General features: G+C 55.1%; 18 protein-coding genes and 1 tRNA gene. 9 read left to right on the forward strand and 10 right to left on the reverse strand.

Translation table 11 applies throughout. The features are described from left to right. Positions 1 to 2: 2 nt before the first annotated feature. The 3 genes from phoR to WDB70_RS10445 all read right to left on the reverse strand — a co-directional run bounded on the left by phoR (position 3) and on the right by WDB70_RS10445 (position 3146). Positions 3 to 1316, reverse strand: a complete 1314-nt coding sequence (gene phoR / locus WDB70_RS10435) for a phosphate regulon sensor histidine kinase PhoR (protein WP_406668078.1) — start codon at positions 1314 to 1316, stop codon at positions 3 to 5. Beyond that, positions 1316 to 2005: a phosphate regulon transcriptional regulator PhoB gene (gene phoB, locus WDB70_RS10440; protein ID WP_406664059.1), complete on the reverse strand. Its 690-nt coding sequence runs from the start codon at positions 2003 to 2005 to the stop codon at positions 1316 to 1318. The genes phoR and phoB overlap by 1 nt, the downstream gene beginning before the upstream one ends. A gap of 145 nt (positions 2006 to 2150) precedes the next feature. Beyond that, positions 2151 to 3146 (reverse strand): porin, encoded by a 996-nt coding sequence (locus WDB70_RS10445; protein WP_406664061.1) that lies wholly within the window; start codon positions 3144 to 3146, stop codon positions 2151 to 2153. A 410-nt stretch (positions 3147 to 3556) separates the two neighbouring features. On the opposite strand from WDB70_RS10445, the gene tal reads away from it, so the two are divergent. The 3 genes from tal (at position 3557) to WDB70_RS10460 (ending at position 6469) form a co-directional block, all read left to right on the forward strand. Next, the gene (gene tal, locus WDB70_RS10450; protein WP_406664063.1) at positions 3557 to 4507 is read left to right on the forward strand and encodes a transaldolase; all 951 of its coding nucleotides are present in this window, start codon (positions 3557 to 3559) and stop codon (positions 4505 to 4507) included. Between the two features lie 44 nt (positions 4508 to 4551). Further along, complete coding sequence (gene pgi / locus WDB70_RS10455) at positions 4552 to 6204, forward strand: glucose-6-phosphate isomerase (protein ID WP_406664065.1); 1653 nt, start codon at positions 4552 to 4554, stop codon at positions 6202 to 6204. 82 nt (positions 6205 to 6286) lie between these two features. Further along, positions 6287 to 6469: a DUF3545 family protein gene (locus WDB70_RS10460; RefSeq protein ID WP_406664067.1), complete on the forward strand. Its 183-nt coding sequence runs from the start codon at positions 6287 to 6289 to the stop codon at positions 6467 to 6469. A gap of 31 nt (positions 6470 to 6500) precedes the next feature. Here the strand turns inward: WDB70_RS10460 and WDB70_RS10465 are convergent, their stop codons facing one another. Together WDB70_RS10465 and ung are read right to left on the reverse strand one after the other, a co-directional pair. Beyond that, the gene (locus WDB70_RS10465) at positions 6501 to 7031 is read right to left on the reverse strand and encodes a hemerythrin domain-containing protein (RefSeq protein ID WP_406664069.1); all 531 of its coding nucleotides are present in this window, start codon (positions 7029 to 7031) and stop codon (positions 6501 to 6503) included. A gap of 47 nt (positions 7032 to 7078) precedes the next feature. Continuing rightward, entirely contained in the window at positions 7079 to 7741 is a 663-nt protein-coding gene (gene ung, locus WDB70_RS10470) for a uracil-DNA glycosylase (protein WP_406664071.1), read from the reverse strand. 70 nt (positions 7742 to 7811) lie between these two features. On the opposite strand from ung, the gene aceK reads away from it, so the two are divergent. Together aceK and WDB70_RS10480 are read left to right on the forward strand one after the other, a co-directional pair. Beyond that, positions 7812 to 9467: a bifunctional isocitrate dehydrogenase kinase/phosphatase gene (gene aceK, locus WDB70_RS10475; protein ID WP_406664073.1), complete on the forward strand. Its 1656-nt coding sequence runs from the start codon at positions 7812 to 7814 to the stop codon at positions 9465 to 9467. A gap of 12 nt (positions 9468 to 9479) precedes the next feature. Continuing rightward, positions 9480 to 10799 carry an alkaline phosphatase gene (locus WDB70_RS10480; protein WP_406664074.1) on the forward strand — a complete coding sequence of 440 codons (1320 nt, stop codon included), beginning with the start codon at positions 9480 to 9482 and terminating at the stop codon, positions 10797 to 10799. On the opposite strand, the gene WDB70_RS10485 is transcribed toward WDB70_RS10480, so the two are convergent. Then, a complete protein-coding gene (locus WDB70_RS10485) occupies positions 10767 to 11429 on the reverse strand; it encodes a tRNA/rRNA methyltransferase (RefSeq protein WP_406664076.1) in 663 nt (220 codons plus the stop codon). The genes WDB70_RS10480 and WDB70_RS10485 overlap by 33 nt on opposite strands. A 74-nt stretch (positions 11430 to 11503) precedes the next feature. On the opposite strand from WDB70_RS10485, the gene WDB70_RS10490 reads away from it, so the two are divergent. Continuing rightward, the gene (locus tag WDB70_RS10490; protein WP_406664078.1) at positions 11504 to 11758 is read left to right on the forward strand and encodes a late competence development ComFB family protein; all 255 of its coding nucleotides are present in this window, start codon (positions 11504 to 11506) and stop codon (positions 11756 to 11758) included. On the opposite strand, the gene WDB70_RS10495 is transcribed toward WDB70_RS10490, so the two are convergent. Further along, positions 11745 to 12458, reverse strand: a complete 714-nt coding sequence (locus WDB70_RS10495; protein ID WP_406664080.1) for a substrate-binding periplasmic protein — start codon at positions 12456 to 12458, stop codon at positions 11745 to 11747. The two genes, WDB70_RS10490 and WDB70_RS10495, sit on opposite strands and share 14 nt — an antisense overlap. A gap of 253 nt (positions 12459 to 12711) precedes the next feature. After that, positions 12712 to 12798 (reverse strand) — tRNA-Leu (locus WDB70_RS10500). 99 nt (positions 12799 to 12897) lie between these two features. Here WDB70_RS10500 and WDB70_RS10505 point away from each other — a divergent pair. After that, positions 12898 to 13383 carry an RDD family protein gene (locus tag WDB70_RS10505; protein ID WP_406664082.1) on the forward strand — a complete coding sequence of 162 codons (486 nt, stop codon included), beginning with the start codon at positions 12898 to 12900 and terminating at the stop codon, positions 13381 to 13383. Positions 13384 to 13407: 24 nt separating this feature from the next. Here the strand turns inward: WDB70_RS10505 and lptG are convergent, their stop codons facing one another. Together lptG and lptF are read right to left on the reverse strand one after the other, a co-directional pair. Then, positions 13408 to 14469, reverse strand: a complete 1062-nt coding sequence (gene lptG / locus WDB70_RS10510) for an LPS export ABC transporter permease LptG (RefSeq protein ID WP_406664084.1) — start codon at positions 14467 to 14469, stop codon at positions 13408 to 13410. After that, complete coding sequence (lptF, locus tag WDB70_RS10515; protein ID WP_406664086.1) at positions 14466 to 15557, reverse strand: LPS export ABC transporter permease LptF; 1092 nt, start codon at positions 15555 to 15557, stop codon at positions 14466 to 14468. Before lptF ends, lptG begins: the two co-directional genes overlap by 4 nt. Positions 15558 to 15779: 222 nt before the next feature. On the opposite strand from lptF, the gene pepA reads away from it, so the two are divergent. Then, entirely contained in the window at positions 15780 to 17288 is a 1509-nt protein-coding gene (pepA, locus tag WDB70_RS10520) for a leucyl aminopeptidase (RefSeq protein ID WP_406664088.1), read from the forward strand. Between the two features lie 65 nt (positions 17289 to 17353). Next, positions 17354 to 17797: a DNA polymerase III subunit chi gene (locus tag WDB70_RS10525; protein WP_406664090.1), complete on the forward strand. Its 444-nt coding sequence runs from the start codon at positions 17354 to 17356 to the stop codon at positions 17795 to 17797. Positions 17798 to 17805: the final 8 nt, after the last annotated feature.

The raw sequence follows: 17805 nt of genomic DNA on the forward strand, positions 1-17805 counted from the left end.
TCTCACGCCTGCGCCGCCTTTGCTACTACCAATTCTTTGGGCAATACAAATGAGAAAGTGCTGCCCTGCCCTTGCTGTGACTTGATATCCAGCTGCGAACGGTGGTGACTAAGCACATGCTTGACGATGGCCAGCCCCAGCCCGGAACCACCGGTATTACGGCTACGGGCTTTATCAACCCGATAGAAACGTTCAGTGATCCGCAGCAGATGTTCCGGAGCAATACCATCACCACTGTCAGTCACACTAAAGCGCACCGCACCACCCGGCAGCACTTGCCAGCTCACGTCGATACTGCCGCCAGGCGGCGTGTAATGAATGGCATTGGCCACCAGATTAGAGAACGCCGACATCAGTTGCTCGCTGTCACCCATGACGCTGACCGGCGCTATCTGGAAGTGAATTTGATGCTGCTTTTCAGCATTGAGTGATTGGCTGTCTTTTTCCAGCTTGTTAAGCAGCGCCGGCACATCCACTTGCGAGTAATTTTCCGGTTCCCTGCGCCCCTCCAGTCGTGACAAAGCCAGCAGTTGTTCCACCAGGCTATTCATCCGGTTGAGCTGGTCTGTCATCATCTGGTGCGGTTTCGCCCAGGGGGAGCTGTCCAGACGCGGATCGTCGCCGATCATCTCCAGATAACCGCGCAGTACCGTTAGCGGGGTACGCAGCTCATGAGAAACGTTAGCCACAAAGTCGCGGCGCATTTGCTCAAGCTGTTGCAGCCGGGTTACATCGCGAGCCACCAGCAGCGTTTCATTGGGGGTATAGGGGATCACACGAATTTCCAGCTTTGTCAGCGCACTGACCGGTGACGGGATGATCAGTGGATCCTGAAACTGCTGGCGTTGCAGATAGGCCACAAACTCTGGACGGCGCACCAAGTTATCCAGCCGCTGCCCATTATCATCCGGCCAACGGATACCAATCAGCGACGTCGCCAGCTTGTTACACCAGACAATCTCATGTTCTTCGTTCATCACCACCACGGCGTCAGGTAACGCTTCGGTTCCTTCCCGAAAGCGCTTGAGCAGCTTGCCCAGTTCCTTACGACGTTTGAGGTTTTTGCGTTGCAGAAAATAGACGCCATCAAAGGCGTATTGCCAGGAGCCGGTGCCCCTTGGCGGCGTAAACTGATGCCCGTCCCAGAGCCAGCGACTGAGCAGATAGAGCTGGCGGTAGTGCCACAGTAGCAGGACGATCAGTCCACCCGGCACTACCCACTCAATAGCCCCAACGGCGTAGCCAATCAGCGCCATAATCGCAATATAGATGAACAGCCTGCTGATCAGTCCCCACCAGGAAAATTGACGCATTATCACACTCGTGATGAGAAGCGATAACCAGCACCGCGTACCGTTTGTACCAAGCGGTCATGGCCATGGCCTTCCAGCGCTTTGCGCAGACGACGAATGTGCACGTCAACGGTACGATCTTCTACGTACACGTTGGTGCCCCAGACGTTGTCCAGCAGCTGCTCGCGGCTGTAAACTCGCTCTGGGTGTGTCATGAAAAAGTGCAGCAGTTTGAATTCGGTCGGCCCCATATCCAGGGCATTATCAAAAGCCGTAACCCGGTGCGATACGGGGTCAAGTTTCAGCCCCTGCACCTCAATTACGTCATCAACACTGGTGGGCGAAGAACGGCGCATCACCGCTTTAATTCGCGCCATCAGTTCCTTGGGAGAGAACGGCTTGGTGATATAGTCGTCAGCACCAACTTCCAGCCCCCGCACCTTGTCTTCCTCTTCACCGCGGGCGGTGATCATGATGATAGGAATGGCACGGGTGTACTCGTTTTTCTTCATCAGCTTGGCAAACTGCAAGCCGGAACCGCCGGGCAACATCCAGTCCAGTAGGACCAGATCTGGGAAAGGTTCCTGCAGTTGTGCCTCGGCGCTGATGAGATCTTCTGCCTCGACCGGCTGATAGCCGTTTTGTTCGAGAACAAAAGCCAGCATCTCGCGAATAGGGGCCTCATCCTCAACAATCAGTACACGTCGTGCCATGGTGTGCTCTCTGTATCATTGCCAACGGCTGCCATTATTGTGACTAATCTTGACACTTTTATGACTTTCATGCCGAGACAAAGTTACACCAGGTCAGGTTAGCGTTCTGACGAATAAGATAGAGGCCCTTCAGTACCTAACTAGGTTAGAACTTCTGTTCCAGGCCCAATCCCAGGTAGTTGTTATCGGCATTACCCATTACACCGGCAAAGTGGGTGTAGAAGGCAAATACCTTGGTGCTGTGGCCCAGTTTGTAATCAGCGCCAACAGACATGCTCTTGTCAAAGTGCGTTTTGCTGTCGATGCGATACAGATCGGAATCCTGATACTGTACCTTCAGCTTGGTTTTACCGATGCTGTAAGCCGCGCTGAGCAGGTAACCGCTGTAATCTTTGCTGCTGTCAGTAGACTTTTGACCTTTCTGGTAAACGGCAGACAGCACCCAGTCAGATACTTTGCCAGAAACCGTTACACGGGTATGGTCATAGCCTTTGACGTCGTTGTCATAAGCAACAGAGGCATACATCGGGGCTTTTTTGAAGTCACTGTCACCGTAACCGGCCATGACCGAGTAACCATCGGCGTATTTAACCGGCTCACCGTTGGTGTCATAAGAAGTAACGCGCTGGGCGGTGTTACCTTCAGTGATATACGTCAGGCCAGCATTGAACAGACCGAACATAGGAGTTTGGTAAGTCAGGGTGTTACCCAGACGGTTTTCACCTTTGAACAGGTGTTTCATATCACCGTCAAGATCGTTGAACTGATCAACTTTACCTTGAGCTTGCTTGAGCATGGTGTCATTGCGACCCAGCAGTACCGTACCAAAATCACCGCGCAGACCAATGTACTGGCTACGGGCTTTGATATGGTCATTACTGCTACCGCTGGCACTTTCATCAGTGACGTTAATTTCCCATTCCATTTGGTAGATGGCCTGCATACCGTTATCCAGGTCCATTGCACCTTTCACACCAAAGCGAGAAGCATTGCTTTTCAGTGTGTTTTCATTGTTGCTGGCGCCCTTGTCAGCCTGCTCCACAGTCACGTTCAGTTTGCCGTAAACTTTCAGTGGATCAGTGGCTGCAGCGGCAGAACCGGCAATACCCATTAATGCGATAGTCAGTAATGTTTTCTTCATGCTCTTTTTTCCCCCAGAAAAGGACTGAAAATGCCATGCGTTTATTGGCAACGACGGCATGCTGACAAAGTCTTGTGACATTTTTATGTCTTTTTTGAGTCAAGGCGCAAAAAAAGCAAACGTTTTCTGCAAATGTTTGCTTTTACCGAGCATCAGCTAAGACAGTACATAAGCCACCTCTGCCAGCACCAATGATTTAACACTTCGATTACAAAATCGAGTTTTTTTATTTGTCTGCTTGGCAACAGTCAATTGTGGTCTGGCCTGACAAGGAGGTCAGACCAGAAGATGCGGAAAGCGTTTGCGCCGGTTTTAACGGCTGAAATGGCTGCGCTGGCTGGTTACACTGACCAGAGCGATTGCTCAACGGCAGTATCAGCGCACCTGCCCCGACACTAAACAGAGGACGTATGGCCAATCAACTTGCCCAACTGGGCGCCTTTACCACCATCGTAGCGGACACCGGTGAAATTGAAGCCATTCGCCGCTACCAGCCTGAAGATGCCACCACCAATCCGTCTCTGATCTTAAAAGCCGCCGGGCTGAGCGAATATCAACAACTAGTTGACGACGCCCTGGCCTTTGGCCGCCAGCAAACGGGTGACCGCGAACAGCAACTGGACGCGGTCATGGACAAGCTGGCCGTCAACTTCGGCGTCGCCATTCTTGGCATTATCCCTGGCCGCGTTTCGACCGAAGTTGATGCCCGACTGTCATTTGATACAGCAGCAACCATCGCCAAAGCCCGGCAACTGGTGGCGCTGTATGAGCAGGCCGGTGTCAGCAAAACACGCATTTTGATCAAGATCGCTGCTACCTGGGAAGGGATCCGCGCCGCCGAAGTTCTTGAGCGCGAAGGCATTCACTGTAACCTGACGCTGCTGTTTTCGTTCGCCCAGGCCCGCGCCTGCGCCGAGGCCGGGGTTTTTCTGATTTCGCCTTTTGTTGGCCGTATCCTTGATTGGTACAAAGCCCATACCGGTGAGCAATACACCGCCGAGACCGATCCTGGGGTGTTATCTGTCAGCAAGATTTATGACTATTTCAAACGCCATCAGTATCAGACAGTGGTGATGGGTGCGTCATTCCGGAACATCGGTGAAATTCAGGCACTGGCAGGCTGTGACCGACTGACTATCGGCCCTTCATTACTGGCAGAGCTCGAAGCCAGTGATGCGCCGCTTGCACGGCGCCTGGTCGAGCCAACCAGTATCGAGGCGAAACCCGCAGCACTGACCGAGAGCCAGTTCCGCTGGCAGCACAACCAAGACGCCATGGCCGTCGAAAAACTGGCAGAAGGTATTCGTAACTTCGCTGCCGATCAGGAAAAGCTAGCCGAACTGCTGGCACAAAAGCTGTAACCGAAGGGGCCACACGGCCCCTGTTTTTGGTAAAAGAGGACATCATGACCGGACTTCCCCGTTACGCCTGCAACGACGCTTTGGCCCAGCATCTGGCCAGTCTGCCCGATCTGCTCACCTTGTTTACTGCCGACCCAGCCCGAGGTCAGCGGTACAGCCTGGACGCCGCCGGCCTGACCCTCGATTACAGCAAAAACCATCTCAATGACGACACCCTTGCCCTGTTTACCCGGCTAGCTGATGAAGCCCGACTTACCGAGCGGGTGCAGGCCATGTTTGCCGGCGCAGCCATTAACCATACGGAAGGCCGGGCAGTGCTACACACCGCCCTGCGTGGCAGTGTCAGCCAGGACGTCAGTGTTGATGGCCAACCGGTCGCTGCCGAGGTAGCCGCCACCATGGAAAAAATGGCGCGCTTTGTTGAACAGCTACATCAGGGTAAGTGGCGAGGCTTTAGCGGTGACGCCATCACCGACGTGGTCAGTATTGGCATCGGCGGTTCTTTTCTCGGCCCGAAGATCGTCACCGAAGCACTCAAGCCGTTCTGGCAACACCAAATAGGCGTACATTTTGTCGCCAATGTTGATGGCGCCGCCTTGTCTGAGAAGCTGGCCAAACTTGACCCGCGCACAACGCTGTTTATTACCGCGTCCAAGTCTTTTGGCACCCAGGAAACACTGGCGAACAGCCTCAGTGCCCGCCAGTGGTTAGAAAATGCCGGCGCCAGTTTTGCGGATCTGGCCAAACATTTTGTGGCGGTTACCGCCAACGTTGCCAAGGCCGAAGAATTTGGCATCAGTGCTGACAATTGCTTTCCCATGTGGGACTGGGTCGGTGGCCGTTATTCATTGTGGTCAGCCATTGGTCTGCCTATTGCACTGGCCATCGGCATGGCACATTTTTCGGCATTGCTGGACGGTGCCCGAGAGATGGACCAGCACTTTGTCAACGCGCCTGTCACCCATAACATGCCCATGCTGCTGGCCTTAATCGGTGTCAGTTACATTAACTACCGCGGCGCAACCTCTCACGCCCTGCTGCCTTACGACCATGGCCTGCGCGCCCTACCCGGCTATGTACAGCAACTGGATATGGAGTCCAACGGTAAAAGCTGCCACAACGATGGCCAAACCATTACTCACCTGACCGGGCCAGTGATTTGGGGGGCTGAGGGCACTAACGGCCAGCACGCATTCCACCAGCTGCTGCACCAGGGGCAGCAGCTGGTCCCGGCAGATTTCATTCTGCCGCTGCGCAGCCACTACCCGCTGGGCGAGCACCACGCCATGCTGGCGTCTAACTGCTTTGCCCAAAGCCAGGCGCTAATGATCGGTAAAAGCCGTCAGCAAGCCGAAGCTGAACTCAAGCAAGCCGGCATCAATGCCGAACAGGCCGCGCTACTGGCGCCACACAAAGTGATGCCTGGTAACCGCCCGTCCAACACTTTGCTGATGGCACAGCTGACGCCGCAAACCCTCGGAGCCCTGATCGCTTTGTATGAGCACAAGGTGCTGGTACAGGGGCTGCTTTGGGATCTCAACTCTTTCGACCAATGGGGCGTAGAGCTGGGTAAGGTGTTGGGCAATGCCGTGCTGGATAAACTTCAGGATGACACCGCGACACTGGATCTAGACAGTTCCACCAACGCCCTGATCGCCCGTTTTCGGCAAATGAAGTGGAAAACTGATCTGCATTAACACAACTGCAACAACAGTGTTTTATTTTTGCCCTGCTCGTGATAAGTAATGTGCAACCAACAGCGCAAAGCGGGGAGATCCCATGGACGACTTACAACAACTGCAAGCGGCAATTTCCGGTGAGAAAGAGCAAAGCAAGGGGCGTAGCAATAAGAAGCGCCGCTGGCGGGAAATCGAGACGCTTAAGGAAAAATATCGTCTGAAACGTGAACTCGAAGATCTCGACTGGTCCACTGACTACGATCTCGACGCTATCGACCTGTAATAAAAAACCCGGCTTGATGCCGGGTTTTTTATTATTCCGTGTCGGTTCTGAGGCTATCAAACAGGCCCCGATGATCGGCCCGCACTTCCTGGCCGAATAACGGGTCCTGGTGCGCCTTTTGTTCCAGGCGTTGCCGGGCAGCCTCGATATCCTGTTCCGAGAGCCTGGCTTTAAGCGCCGGGAATAGCGTCTGTTCCTCAAAATCCAGGTGTGCTCGCTGCAAGGCCACAAAGCCATCCAGGGCACTGAGCAACTCGTCTCGCGGCACAATGGCATCCATCAGCACCATGTCCACACGTTCGGCTAGCCGCTCGGTCAGCTCTGCTAGCTGGGCGTGTTGAGCACTGATGGCACTTTGCAGTTCATCATCGCCCAGCTGCGCTAACAGCAGCTCCTCTTCGTTGTGATGCACTGAATCCACATAATGATGCAGATAATCCAGCACCGATTTAACCAGCGGGTACTCAATGTGCCGGCCAGCGGCCAAGGCTTCGGCCTTACGGTCAAGCAATGACAACAGCTTACGGATCCGATGATGATCCCGGTGTAACAGATCCAGCATGATCTACCTCCTTACCCTTGATAGAGCATAGCGCCGGATCGCTATTGTCACAGTTGCCAGTCAATCGGTTCTTTGCCCTGACGCAGTAAAATGGCATTGGTCTGAGAAAAATGCCGGCAGCCAAGAAAGCCCCGATGGGCCGACAGTGGCGACGGGTGCGGCGCACTCAGCACCTGGTGGCGCTGGCGGTCAATGATGGCGCCTTTTTTCTGGGCATGACTGCCCCACAATAAAAAGACCAACCCCTGCCGTTCACTGTTGAGCTTGGCGATCACCGCATCGGTGAACTGCTCCCAACCCCAGCCTGCGTGAGAATGCGCCTGGCCACCTTCGACCGTGAGGACAGTATTAAGCAACAAGACGCCCTGCCGAGCCCAGGCTTCCAGGTTACCGTGCCCGGGTTCAGTGAAACCAGCAATATCACTAGCCAGCTCCTTGTACATGTTGCGCAATGACGGCGGCACGGCCACTCCAGGCTGCACCGAAAAGCACAAACCATGGGCCTGATTGGGGCCGTGGTAAGGGTCTTGGCCGAGAATAACCACTTTGACATCGGCAAACTCGGTGAAACGAAAGGCATTAAAAACCGCTTCTTTGGGCGGATAAATGGTTTTGCCGGCATCACGCTCGGCCTGTACTCTGGTCATCAGTGTTTGAAAATACGGCTGGGATTTTTCCTGTCCCAGCACCTCGGCCCAGATCATGCTCATGGTGTCGCCCTTTGCTGATAGTGGCGCTCATGCTGCCTAAGGCCTGCGCCCAGTGCAAGAGAGGTAATGTATGGATCCTCTTAGTCAGACCTTTGCCGCCTACTGGCGTGACTTTCAGCACCTGACCAGTAAAGCCGATGCCTGCTTTGCCGAAGGCCGCTGGCATGACTTGCAGCAACTGAGCCGAGCCCGCTTCGAACGCCACGACCAAATCGTCAGCGAGTTGGTAGCCAGCCTCAATGGCAGCCTGCTTGACTGGCCCACCATCCAGCGGCGCTTCCTGGCCCAGGTCAGCGACCACCCGGCCCGGGAATTGGCTCTGACCTTTTTCAACTCGGTCTATGCCCGCTTACAACCTGGCGCCAGCCGGCCGTTCAGTGGCCGCGAGTTTGCCGCCAGCGCCAGCGCGCCCTACCGCCGTTTAGCCATGCGTGCCGATTTACCGGCAATGATGCAAGCCGTGCTGCACCAGGCCCAGTTACCCATGCCCTTTGCCAACACTGGCCAAGCCGCCACACAGCTCGCCAAGGCTCTGGAAAAGGTGTTAGCCCGCCATGATTACCCGTTGCATCTGGACTTACTGACCGCGCCACTGTATCGCAACAAAGGGTGCTACTTGGTTGGCCGTCTGAACACGGACAACATGGCCATTCCCTTTGCCATAGCCCTGACCAACCAGCACGGTCAATTAACAGCCGACGCCCTGCTCTACCAGCGGGATCACTTATCCGTGCTGTTTGGCTTTGCCCGTTCGGACTTCATTACCCACACCGACAGCCCATCAGCACTGGTGCAGTTTTTCCTGTCCATGATGCCTCACAAGCCCTTGTCAGAACTCTACAACGCCTTGGGCTTTTATAAGCACGGTAAAAGCTTGCTGGTCTGTGAACTGCAGGATGCCTTGAGTGCCGGCGGTCAGTTTATGAATGCCCCGGGCATTCCCGGGCTGGTGATGATGGTATTCACCCTGCAGGGCCAGGATCTGGTGTTTAAAGTGATCCGTGATCAGTTCGGTGACTCCAAAAGTGTCACCGACCAGCAAGTGGTGGAGCGTTACCACCTGGTGCAGCGCCATGATCGGGTTGGCCGCATGGCCGATACCCAGGAGTTTGTCGACCTGCGCTTGCCAGTCAGCCACTTTCATCCCGACACCCTGGCTGAGTTGCTGCGCAGTTGCAGTAAGCGAGTCCGCCTCGACGGTGATTGGTTGCAGCTTCGCCACTGCTTTACCGAGCGGCGTATGGAACCGATGAACCTGGCCCTTAACAGCCGGCCAGAGCAAAAAGAGGCTATTTTGCGCGACTACGGGCAAGCCTTAAAAGACATTGCCACGGCCGGTATTTTCCCCGGTGACATGCTATTCAAAAACTTCGGGGTAACACGGCATGGCCGGGTTATCTTCTATGACTACGACGAACTCTGCCCGCTCAGTGATGTACAATTTCGCGCCATACCCCGCGCCGAATATGACAATGACATGCTCAGTGCCGAGCCCTGGTATGCCGTTAACCCAGGTGATGTCTTTCCTGAGGAATTTCGCCACTTTCTCTGTGCCCGGGCTGATGCCCGGGCGGTACTGGCAGAAGAATTTGCCGAATTATTTACTCCTGCTTTCTGGCAGCAAGCCCAGGCACAAGCGGCCAGCGGTCAGCTGGCCGACTTTTATCCTTACCCGCAGGCACTTCGTTTTTGCCAACAGGACGATTACACTGGCGCAACAAGCTAACAGGAAGCCACTATGAAACTGCCACTGGCTATTGCCGCCCTACTACTTAGCACTCAAGCACTGGCTCAGGCGCCCAAAAACATCATCATCATGATCGGTGATGGTATGGGTCCGGCCTACACCACAGGTTACCGCTACTTTGCCGATGATCCGGCAACGCCGGCCATTGAACCCACCGTATTTGACAAGATGCTGGTGGGCATGGCCAGCACTACCCCGGACGAACCGGAAACGCTGGTGACCGATTCCGCCGCGGCGGCAACAGCTTTGGCCACCGGCCACAAAAGTTATAACGGGGCTATCGCCGTTGATCGCCAGCACACAGCCCTGGCTTCCATTATGGAAATTGCCCAGCGACTGGGAAAAAGCACCGGCATTGCGGTGACATCCCAAATCAATCACGCTACTCCAGCGGCTTTTCTGGCCCACAACGACAGTCGCTCCCACTACGATGCCATTGCCGACGCCTACTTTGATGAGCGTGTAAACGGTCACTTCAAAGCTGACGTGATGTTTGGTGGTGGCAGCAAGTACTTTAAGCGCAGTGACCGGGATCTGGTCAGTGAATTCAAAAAGGCCGGTTACCACTACGCTGATAACGCCATTAGCCTCGCTGCTTTAACTCAAGCACCCGCATTGGGGCTGTTTGCCCCGGTGGGCCTGCCGCCAGCTATTGACGACCACCAGGGGCCACGGCTCAAAGCCATGACCGCCAAGGCGGTGCAACTACTAGAGAAAAACCCCAAGGGTTTTGTGCTGCTGGTAGAAGGCAGTCAGATTGACTGGGCCGGCCACGCCAATGACATCGTAGACGCTATGCATGAAATGGACGACTTTGCCAAAACGGTCGCCTGGGTGCGCGACTACACCTTGGGCCGTAAGGATACCTTAGTCGTTGTGACGGCCGATCACTCCACCGGCGGTCTAACCCTCGGCGCCGCAGGTAAATACTTATGGCGGGCCGATTTCCTGCGCCAAGTCTCGCACTCACCTGAAGTTATTGCAGATGGCCTGCTGGCAACCTCTGAGGCCGACAAAGTCGCTGATACGCTACTCGGTTTCCAGCCAACCAAACACGAATTAAAAGACTTACTGGCAGCCCGCCAAGACGGTAAAGAAACACTCGTAGCCGCCATCAAAAAGCTGATAGATCAGCGTAGTCTGACCGGCTGGACCACCAGTGGCCATACGGCTGTCGATGTGCAGGTATTTGCTGCCGGAGCCGACAGCCAGCAGTTCGCCGGCCATCTGGACAATATTCAGATCGGCCAACGGCTGATCGCACTGGTAGAGCAAAGTTCAGGACAACTTACCCAGAATAAACAGCAATAATTTCAGATCACGAGTACCGGCCTGATGCAGGGTTTCCATGGCCCAGCGGGCCGGTATTTCGTCTTCAGCAATGGCACTTTTTGCCAGTACCTGCGCCAACTGCAGGCGCGCCTGCTGTAACAACCTCGCAGGCACGGTATCAGCGTTATCTTCGGCTCGCAGCCGTAACTCATAGGCATACAGCATCACTGCCTGCCCCAGGTTCAGTGACGGTTGTGGCTGCGCTAATGGCAGGTAAGAACGTAACTGGCACAAGGCCAGCTCTTCATTGGATAACCCCGAGGCTTCACAGCCAAACACTACTGCCAGTCGGCTAACGGCGCCTTGCTGCCGAGCAACCTGCTCAGCCAGTTGCTCGGCACTGAGATAACGGTGCTTGCCACTTCTGGACCGGGCCGTAGTACCGACACATAGCTGGCAATCTGCCAATGCCTCAGCCAAAGAAGCAAACGCCTCAATACCTGCCACAACGTCTTCCGCCCCGTGTGCCACCCAACGGGCCTCATCTCGCAGGTGGGCCTCACTGGCGACCACCCGTAATTGGGTAAACCCCATGGTTTTAATGGCCCGGGCGGCGGCGCCAATATTTTCCGGCCGCGCCGGCCTGACCAGCACAAAACAAATATCCATGCTTCCTCCATTAACGGCGCCAAGCTTACCCAGTCACCGCCAGCTACACTAGTGCTGATGCAACAGGAGGCCTCATGCACCTGAGTAGTGACATTTATAACGAAGTGGAGTCGGTGTTATTGGCGAAGCTGACAGTACAACCACCGGCGCTATCGGGTGAGCAATGGGCGAACTTATGTTGCCTGGTATTAAATACCGTACCGCCGCATTATGTCAGCCGGGAGCAGCCAGCTGTACTCAGTGACGAACAGCAGGCCCTGCTGGAGCAGCAAGTCAGCCATGCTATCGGCGAGGCACTCACGCAGCTCTTAGCACTTAATCAGCGTTAGTCATGTCCTGAGTCGCTTTCAGGCCTTTGTTCAGCAGATCCCGCCAGTGGCGCCCGGCTGCACTGTTGCGAAAGGTAACGTAGAGAGGTTTGTTGGCTAACAGTTTGTCGGCCATCAGAATATCACTTCGAAATGGTGTCAAAGCCGGATCTTCAGCCAGCAGGAAATACAATACCTGACGGTCAATAACGATGGCATCAACACGACCGTAAGCTAGCTTCAGCAGATTTTGCCGATCAGTATCAGCATAATCTACCGGCTGGCGGCCAGTGCGGATATCGGCATCAAAGGCATCGGTGTTAACGTAGTCACGCACCACACCAATGCGAAATTGATGCAGGTCGCCGAGATTTTGCCACTGCACAGGATTACCCCGGCGATAAGCAATCCCCAGCGGGCTGTAGCCCACCACATCCGATTGAATAAAGCGCTCGCGCCGCGACGATGCATCATAAGCCGGGCCAAACGCCATGTATTGCGATGGCGTTCGCATTAACAACAATGCCCGCTGCCAGGGCAAAAAGTCGACGCTAAGATGCTGCCCTTGGCTGGCAATGGCGTCACGTAACCGCTCAATAACAGGCCCCTGATGCTGCAGAGTCGGGCCCGTGTAGGGTGGCCAGGATAAGCTGGCCATATGCAGGGTTTCGGCTTTGGCAAAGGCCGATAACATCAGCAATAACAGCGCGATCCGGCGCACAGCAGCCTCCTTTAACCGGGATTACTACTAGCCTATCCGACAGCGAAAAGTAAAAAAAGCGTTAATAGCAGGGTTTTTAGGGACATCACTGTAAAAAGTGTAGAGCACAATGGCCTGGCTCAGGCCCACCGCCCAGCCTCTCACAGCGTTAACTAAAGCATCAGCGCCGCCATCTCTCATGGTCATTTTTCGCCATAAAAAAACCCGCCTAAGGCGGGTTTTTCAGCGGCAGAAGACTGCCAACAACAAATTTTGGTGCCCGGGGCCGGACTTGAACCGGCACGGTGTCGCCACCGGTGGATTTTGAATCCACTGCGTCTACCAATTTCGCCACCCGGGCAGGTGGAGCGCATTATACCGTTTTACTTAACGGCTGCAAGTCTTTGCTTAGTGGTGAAATTTGCTACACTTTCGGCGCCCTGCAACTGGAGCCTGGCCCGTGTCTGATGTTTTTCCTGCCGCCTCACTCTGGCGCCGCCTTGGCGCCCTGATTTACGACTATCTGCTGGCCTTTGCCGTTTTTGCCCTGGCACATTTTGCCGGCTTTTTGGTGCTGGCAATCATTAACGCCTATCAACCGGCACTGAGCGCCGGCTACCCTGACCTGGCCAGTTTTATCAGTGATAGTCTGCTGTATAAGCTGTACCTGCTGCTGGTGGTTACGCTGTTTTTTCTGTGGTTCTGGACTCACGGTGGCCAGACGCTGGGTATGCGCGCCTGGCGTTTAAAAATACAAAATCCCGATGGCAGCCGTTTGCGCTGGCGCCAGGCAGTGCTAAGGGCACTGGTTGGGTTCGGCGGTTTTGCCACCCTGACCATGTTGCTGTCACCGTCGCGGCGCTCTATTCAAGATAGTCTGGCTGGCACTGAAGTGGTGGTACTGAGTAAGGAAGCCAACCAGCTCAAGAACTGGCAAGGGCTATAAAAAAGCGCCCTAACGGGCGCTTTATCAGGCTGGCTTTCGTAACAGATAAACCGACACGCCAATAAATAAGAGTCCCGGTAATACCGCCCCCAGAAGAGGGGGAACCCGGTATACCAGACTTAGCGGGCCAAAAATTTCGCTGACCAGAAAGAATCCAAAGCCCGCCAGGATCCCCATGATGATCCGGGCGCCCATCGATACTGAGCGCATTGGCCCGAAGATAAAGGAACAGGCCAGCAGTAGCATCACCGCCAGATTCACCGGCGACATCAGCTTACGCCAAAAAGCCAGCTGGTAACGGGCGCCGTCCTGCTTGTTGGCTTTCAGGTAATCCAGGTACTGGCTGAGCCCCCGCAATGACAGGGACTCCGGGTTCACTGTTACCACCCCCAGTTTTTCCGGCGTTAGCTCAGAGGAGATTTGCAGCGCTGGTTCCCAACGCGTGCGGGTACGGTCACCCGTCAGCAGAGTTTCGCGGACGTTATCCAGATCCCAGCGATGATCGACCCAGCGCGCACTTTCGGCATGCAGCATGCGTTTGAGTTTCAGGCCATCGAATTCGTAAAGATCAACACCGCCCAGATGATCAGCATCCAGCAGTTGCTGAATATGCACATAGCGGTTGCCATCCCGTGCCCACAAACCATTGGAGTCACGCAGTAAAGTGCCGCCGGTCATTGCCTGAGTACGCATGTCACGGGCATACCGCTCAGCGGCCGGAGCCACATATTCTCCGAGCAGCACCACCACGATCATCAGCAGCAATACGGTTTTCATCGCCGACATAATGATGTTGAGCTTGGACATACCGGCCGCCTGCATGACGGTCAGTTCGCTGTTATTGGCCAGAATTCCCAGGCCAATCAAGCCGCCCAGCAGCACTCCCATCGGAAAGAACATGTTCAGATCTCGGGGCACTGAAAACAGCACAAACAAGGCCGCATCAGCAGTGTCATAACTGCCTTTGCCAACCAGCCCCAGTTCGTCAACAAACTTGATGAGGCCAGACAGCCCTAATAACACCGCCAGGCAAAGCAGTGTTGTGGCGAGGATCACCCGGCCAATGTAGAGATCGAGAATTTTCATGCCTGCCTCCGCAACCAGCCCCGCAGACGGGTGCCCATACTGCGGCCACGTAACAACAAAGCCCAGCCAATAAACAAAGCGCCGGCATGGATCCACCAAAGGCCCAGCTCAACTGGGATCTTGCCGTCTTCCAGCGCCCGGTTACCGGTCAGCATCAACATCAGGTACCCCAGAAATAATCCTAGGGCCGGTAACAGGCGAGTAAACTTGCCCTGGCGCGGCGCCGTGCGGGAAATGGGTACGGCAATCAAGGCCAGCATCAGGATCGCCACCGGAATAGCTATCCGCCATTGCAGCTCAGCGCGGGCATCTAAGGCTGGATCATTTAGTAGTGTCATCGTCGGCGTTGCAGAGAGTTTGCGGCGACGTTTTTGCACCTGTGGATTACCAATTTGCATTTGATAACGGCCAAAGTGCACTTCCTGCAATGCCGCCTGGCCCGGCTTACCTTCGTAGCGATAACCCTGCTGCAATGCCAGGGTATCATTGCCGGTAGCCGTTTTACTGACTTCACCGCCCTCAGCCATCATCACTGAAGGACTACTGCTGTCATTGGGCTGCTGCGCCACAAAAACTTTCTGCAGCTGGCCATCATTAATGCGCTCAATAAAGACCACCGCTTTACCATTGGCGGTGCGTTGAAACCGCCCTTCTTGTAGCGTGGCCAGACCGCTGGAAGCCCGCACCTGATCAATCAGATGCTGCTCCTGATCTTTTGCCCAGGGACTGAACCAAAGCGTGGCGCCGGCCGCAACCACTGAGAACAACAGGGCTACCACAAGAGTCACCCTTGTCACGTACCACTCAGAGATACCGCAGGCATGAAAAACCGTCATTTCCTGATCAGAATACATGCGGCTATGGGCCAGAATAATGCCGAGGAAAACCCCAAGTGGCAGCACCAATACCAGAAGCGCCGGCAGGTGCAGGCCAATAATCTGGGCCACCAGCGTACCGGGAATATCCCCTTTGGCGGCCTTTGATAAGACTGAAATAAATTCACGGCTGAGGAAAATCGCCATCAGCACCATGGTGACGGTGATGATCGATTTGAATGCTTCAACAAAGAGGTAACGGAAAACTATCAATCGAAGGCCCTGTTTTCGCGATTTTTTGTCGTTTCAGTTAAATATGCCCCATTCCTGAGGATAAGACTTGTTTTTATAACTTTAACTGGTTTTAATCGAGTGACTACACTTTACGACAAGCCCGGGCGGAGAAGATTCAGGCGGCCACGGTGTATCACTTGCACACCCTGGTAGCATTATCCACGAATCCGTCGCTCTTGTCTTTAGACCGAAGGAGTCCACATGGAATTCAGCGTAAAAAGCGGCAGCCCTGAAAAACAACGCAGCGCCTGCATTGTGGTTGGTGTCTACGAACCCCGCCGCCTGACGCCAGTAGCCGAACAGCTTGACCGCATCAGCGATGGTTATCTGTCTAACCTGTTGCGCCGCGGCGACCTGGAAGGAAAAGCAGGTCAGACCTTATTGTTACACCATGTTCCCGGTGTGCTGTCTGAGCGCGTCTTGCTGGTAGGTTGTGGTAAGGAGCGGGAACTGGACGAGCGCCAGTATCGCCAGATCATTCAAAAAACCATTGCCACCCTCAATGACACTGGCTCCATGGAAGCAGTTTGCTTTCTCACCGAGTTGCACGTTAAGGGCCGCGATACCTACTGGAAGGTGCGTCAGGCAGTGGAGGCAACCGAAGCGGGCCTGTACAGCTTTACCCAGCTCAAATCCAAAAAAGAAGAGCCGCGCCGGCCGCTGCGCAAGCTGACATTCAATGTCCCGACCCGCCGCGAGCTGGCCCTTGGCGAAAAAGCCATTCGTCACGGCCTTGGCATTTCCAAAGGGATGACGGCCTGTCGCAACGTTGCCAATATGCCACCAAACATCTGTAACCCGGCCTATTTGGCGTCTTCGGCCGAAGAACTGGCGCAGCGCTTTGACAAGCTGTCGGTAGAAGTCATCAACGAAGCAAAAATGGCTGAGATCGGCATGACATCCTACCTGTCGGTTGGCCGTGGTAGCGAAAACGAATCCATGATGACCATCATGCGCTACAACGGCGCCGCTGACAGCAATGCCAACCCCATTGTACTGGTCGGTAAAGGGCTTACCTTCGATGCCGGTGGTATCTCCCTCAAGCCCGGCGAAGGCATGGACGAAATGAAGTACGACATGGGCGGTGCCGCTGGAGTCTTGGGCACCATGACCGCCTTGGCAGAGCTGGACCTGCCGCTGAATGTCATCGGCGTACTGGCCGGTTGTGAAAACATGCCTGATGGCAATGCGTATCGCCCCGGTGACATTCTCACCACTCTGTCAGGACAAACCGTCGAAGTGCTCAACACCGACGCCGAAGGCCGCCTGGTGCTATGCGATGCACTGACCTACGTCGAGCGGTTTGATCCGGAGTGCGTCATTGACGTCGCCACTCTCACCGGTGCCTGCGTGATTGCGCTGGGTAAAGTTGCCTCTGGCCTGGTGTCCACGCACAACCCGCTAGCCCACGAGCTGACCAACGCCGCCGAACAATCCGGTGACAAGGCCTGGCGCCTGCCTTTGTACGACGAATATCAGGAGCAGCTGGCCAGCCCCTTTGCCGATATGGCAAATATCGGTGGCCGCCCGGCCGGCACCATCACTGCGGCCGCTTTTCTCAGCCGTTTTACCAAGAAATACAACTGGGCTCACCTGGATATCGCCGGTACTGCCTGGGTGTCAGGTAAAAATAAAGGCTCAACTGGCCGCCCGGTGCCACTGCTGACGCAGTTCCTGCTCAATCGCGCGGGTGAAAAAGCCGAAGACTGAGCCCCATGCACACACCTCGACAAGGGCAGTGTAAACTGCCCTTTTTCCGTTCTTGAGGAAAACCGATGGCACAGGTTACGTTCTGCTCGCTGGCTGACGATGAACTGGTGGCATTTGCCTGCCAGTTAGCGGCCTGGGCATACCAGCGCCGCCAGCCGGTGCTGATCACTTGCCAAGACAAAGCCCAGGCGGATGCCGTGGACGAAGCCCTGTGGATCCGCGAACCAGCCTCTTTTATTCCCCATAATCTGGCGGATGAAGGGCCACGTGGCGGTTCTCCTGTGACTATCTACTGGCCCGATGCACCGGCACCGAGCGGCCGCGCGGTACTGATCAATCTGCATGAAGCCGTGCCCACGGTTGCGGTACAATGTGGGCACATTTTTGAGCCTGTTGCCGACAGCGAACACCTCAAAGCTGCTTCGCGGCAGCGGTTTCGCTACTACCGACAACAGGGCGCCACCCCCCAGCACCTGCCACTGGTAGACTTTCTGGCGCAAAACCAATGAGATACAGC

The sequence above is a fragment of the Gallaecimonas aegicerasi genome (assembly GCF_045291545.1).
Lineage (GTDB): Bacteria > Pseudomonadota > Gammaproteobacteria > Enterobacterales > Gallaecimonadaceae > Gallaecimonas.

Bases quoted from the DNA above. Each gene is read 5' to 3' on its own strand.
- phoB (WP_406664059.1), bottom strand. From the start codon at position 2,005: ATGGCACGACGTGTACTGATTGTTGAGGATGAGGCCCCTATTCGCGAG.
- WDB70_RS10445 (WP_406664061.1), bottom strand. From the start codon at position 3,146: ATGAAGAAAACATTACTGACTATCGCATTAATGGGTATTGCCGGTTCT.
- tal (WP_406664063.1), top strand. From the start codon at position 3,557: ATGGCCAATCAACTTGCCCAACTGGGCGCCTTTACCACCATCGTAGCG.
- pgi (WP_406664065.1), top strand. From the start codon at position 4,552: ATGACCGGACTTCCCCGTTACGCCTGCAACGACGCTTTGGCCCAGCAT.
- WDB70_RS10460 (WP_406664067.1), top strand. From the start codon at position 6,287: ATGGACGACTTACAACAACTGCAAGCGGCAATTTCCGGTGAGAAAGAG.
- WDB70_RS10465 (WP_406664069.1), bottom strand. From the start codon at position 7,031: ATGCTGGATCTGTTACACCGGGATCATCATCGGATCCGTAAGCTGTTG.
- ung (WP_406664071.1), bottom strand. From the start codon at position 7,741: ATGAGCATGATCTGGGCCGAGGTGCTGGGACAGGAAAAATCCCAGCCG.
- aceK (WP_406664073.1), top strand. From the start codon at position 7,812: ATGGATCCTCTTAGTCAGACCTTTGCCGCCTACTGGCGTGACTTTCAG.
- WDB70_RS10480 (WP_406664074.1), top strand. From the start codon at position 9,480: ATGAAACTGCCACTGGCTATTGCCGCCCTACTACTTAGCACTCAAGCA.
- WDB70_RS10485 (WP_406664076.1), bottom strand. From the start codon at position 11,429: ATGGATATTTGTTTTGTGCTGGTCAGGCCGGCGCGGCCGGAAAATATT.
- WDB70_RS10490 (WP_406664078.1), top strand. From the start codon at position 11,504: ATGCACCTGAGTAGTGACATTTATAACGAAGTGGAGTCGGTGTTATTG.
- lptG (WP_406664084.1), bottom strand. From the start codon at position 14,469: ATGAAAATTCTCGATCTCTACATTGGCCGGGTGATCCTCGCCACAACA.
- pepA (WP_406664088.1), top strand. From the start codon at position 15,780: ATGGAATTCAGCGTAAAAAGCGGCAGCCCTGAAAAACAACGCAGCGCC.
- WDB70_RS10525 (WP_406664090.1), top strand. From the start codon at position 17,354: ATGGCACAGGTTACGTTCTGCTCGCTGGCTGACGATGAACTGGTGGCA.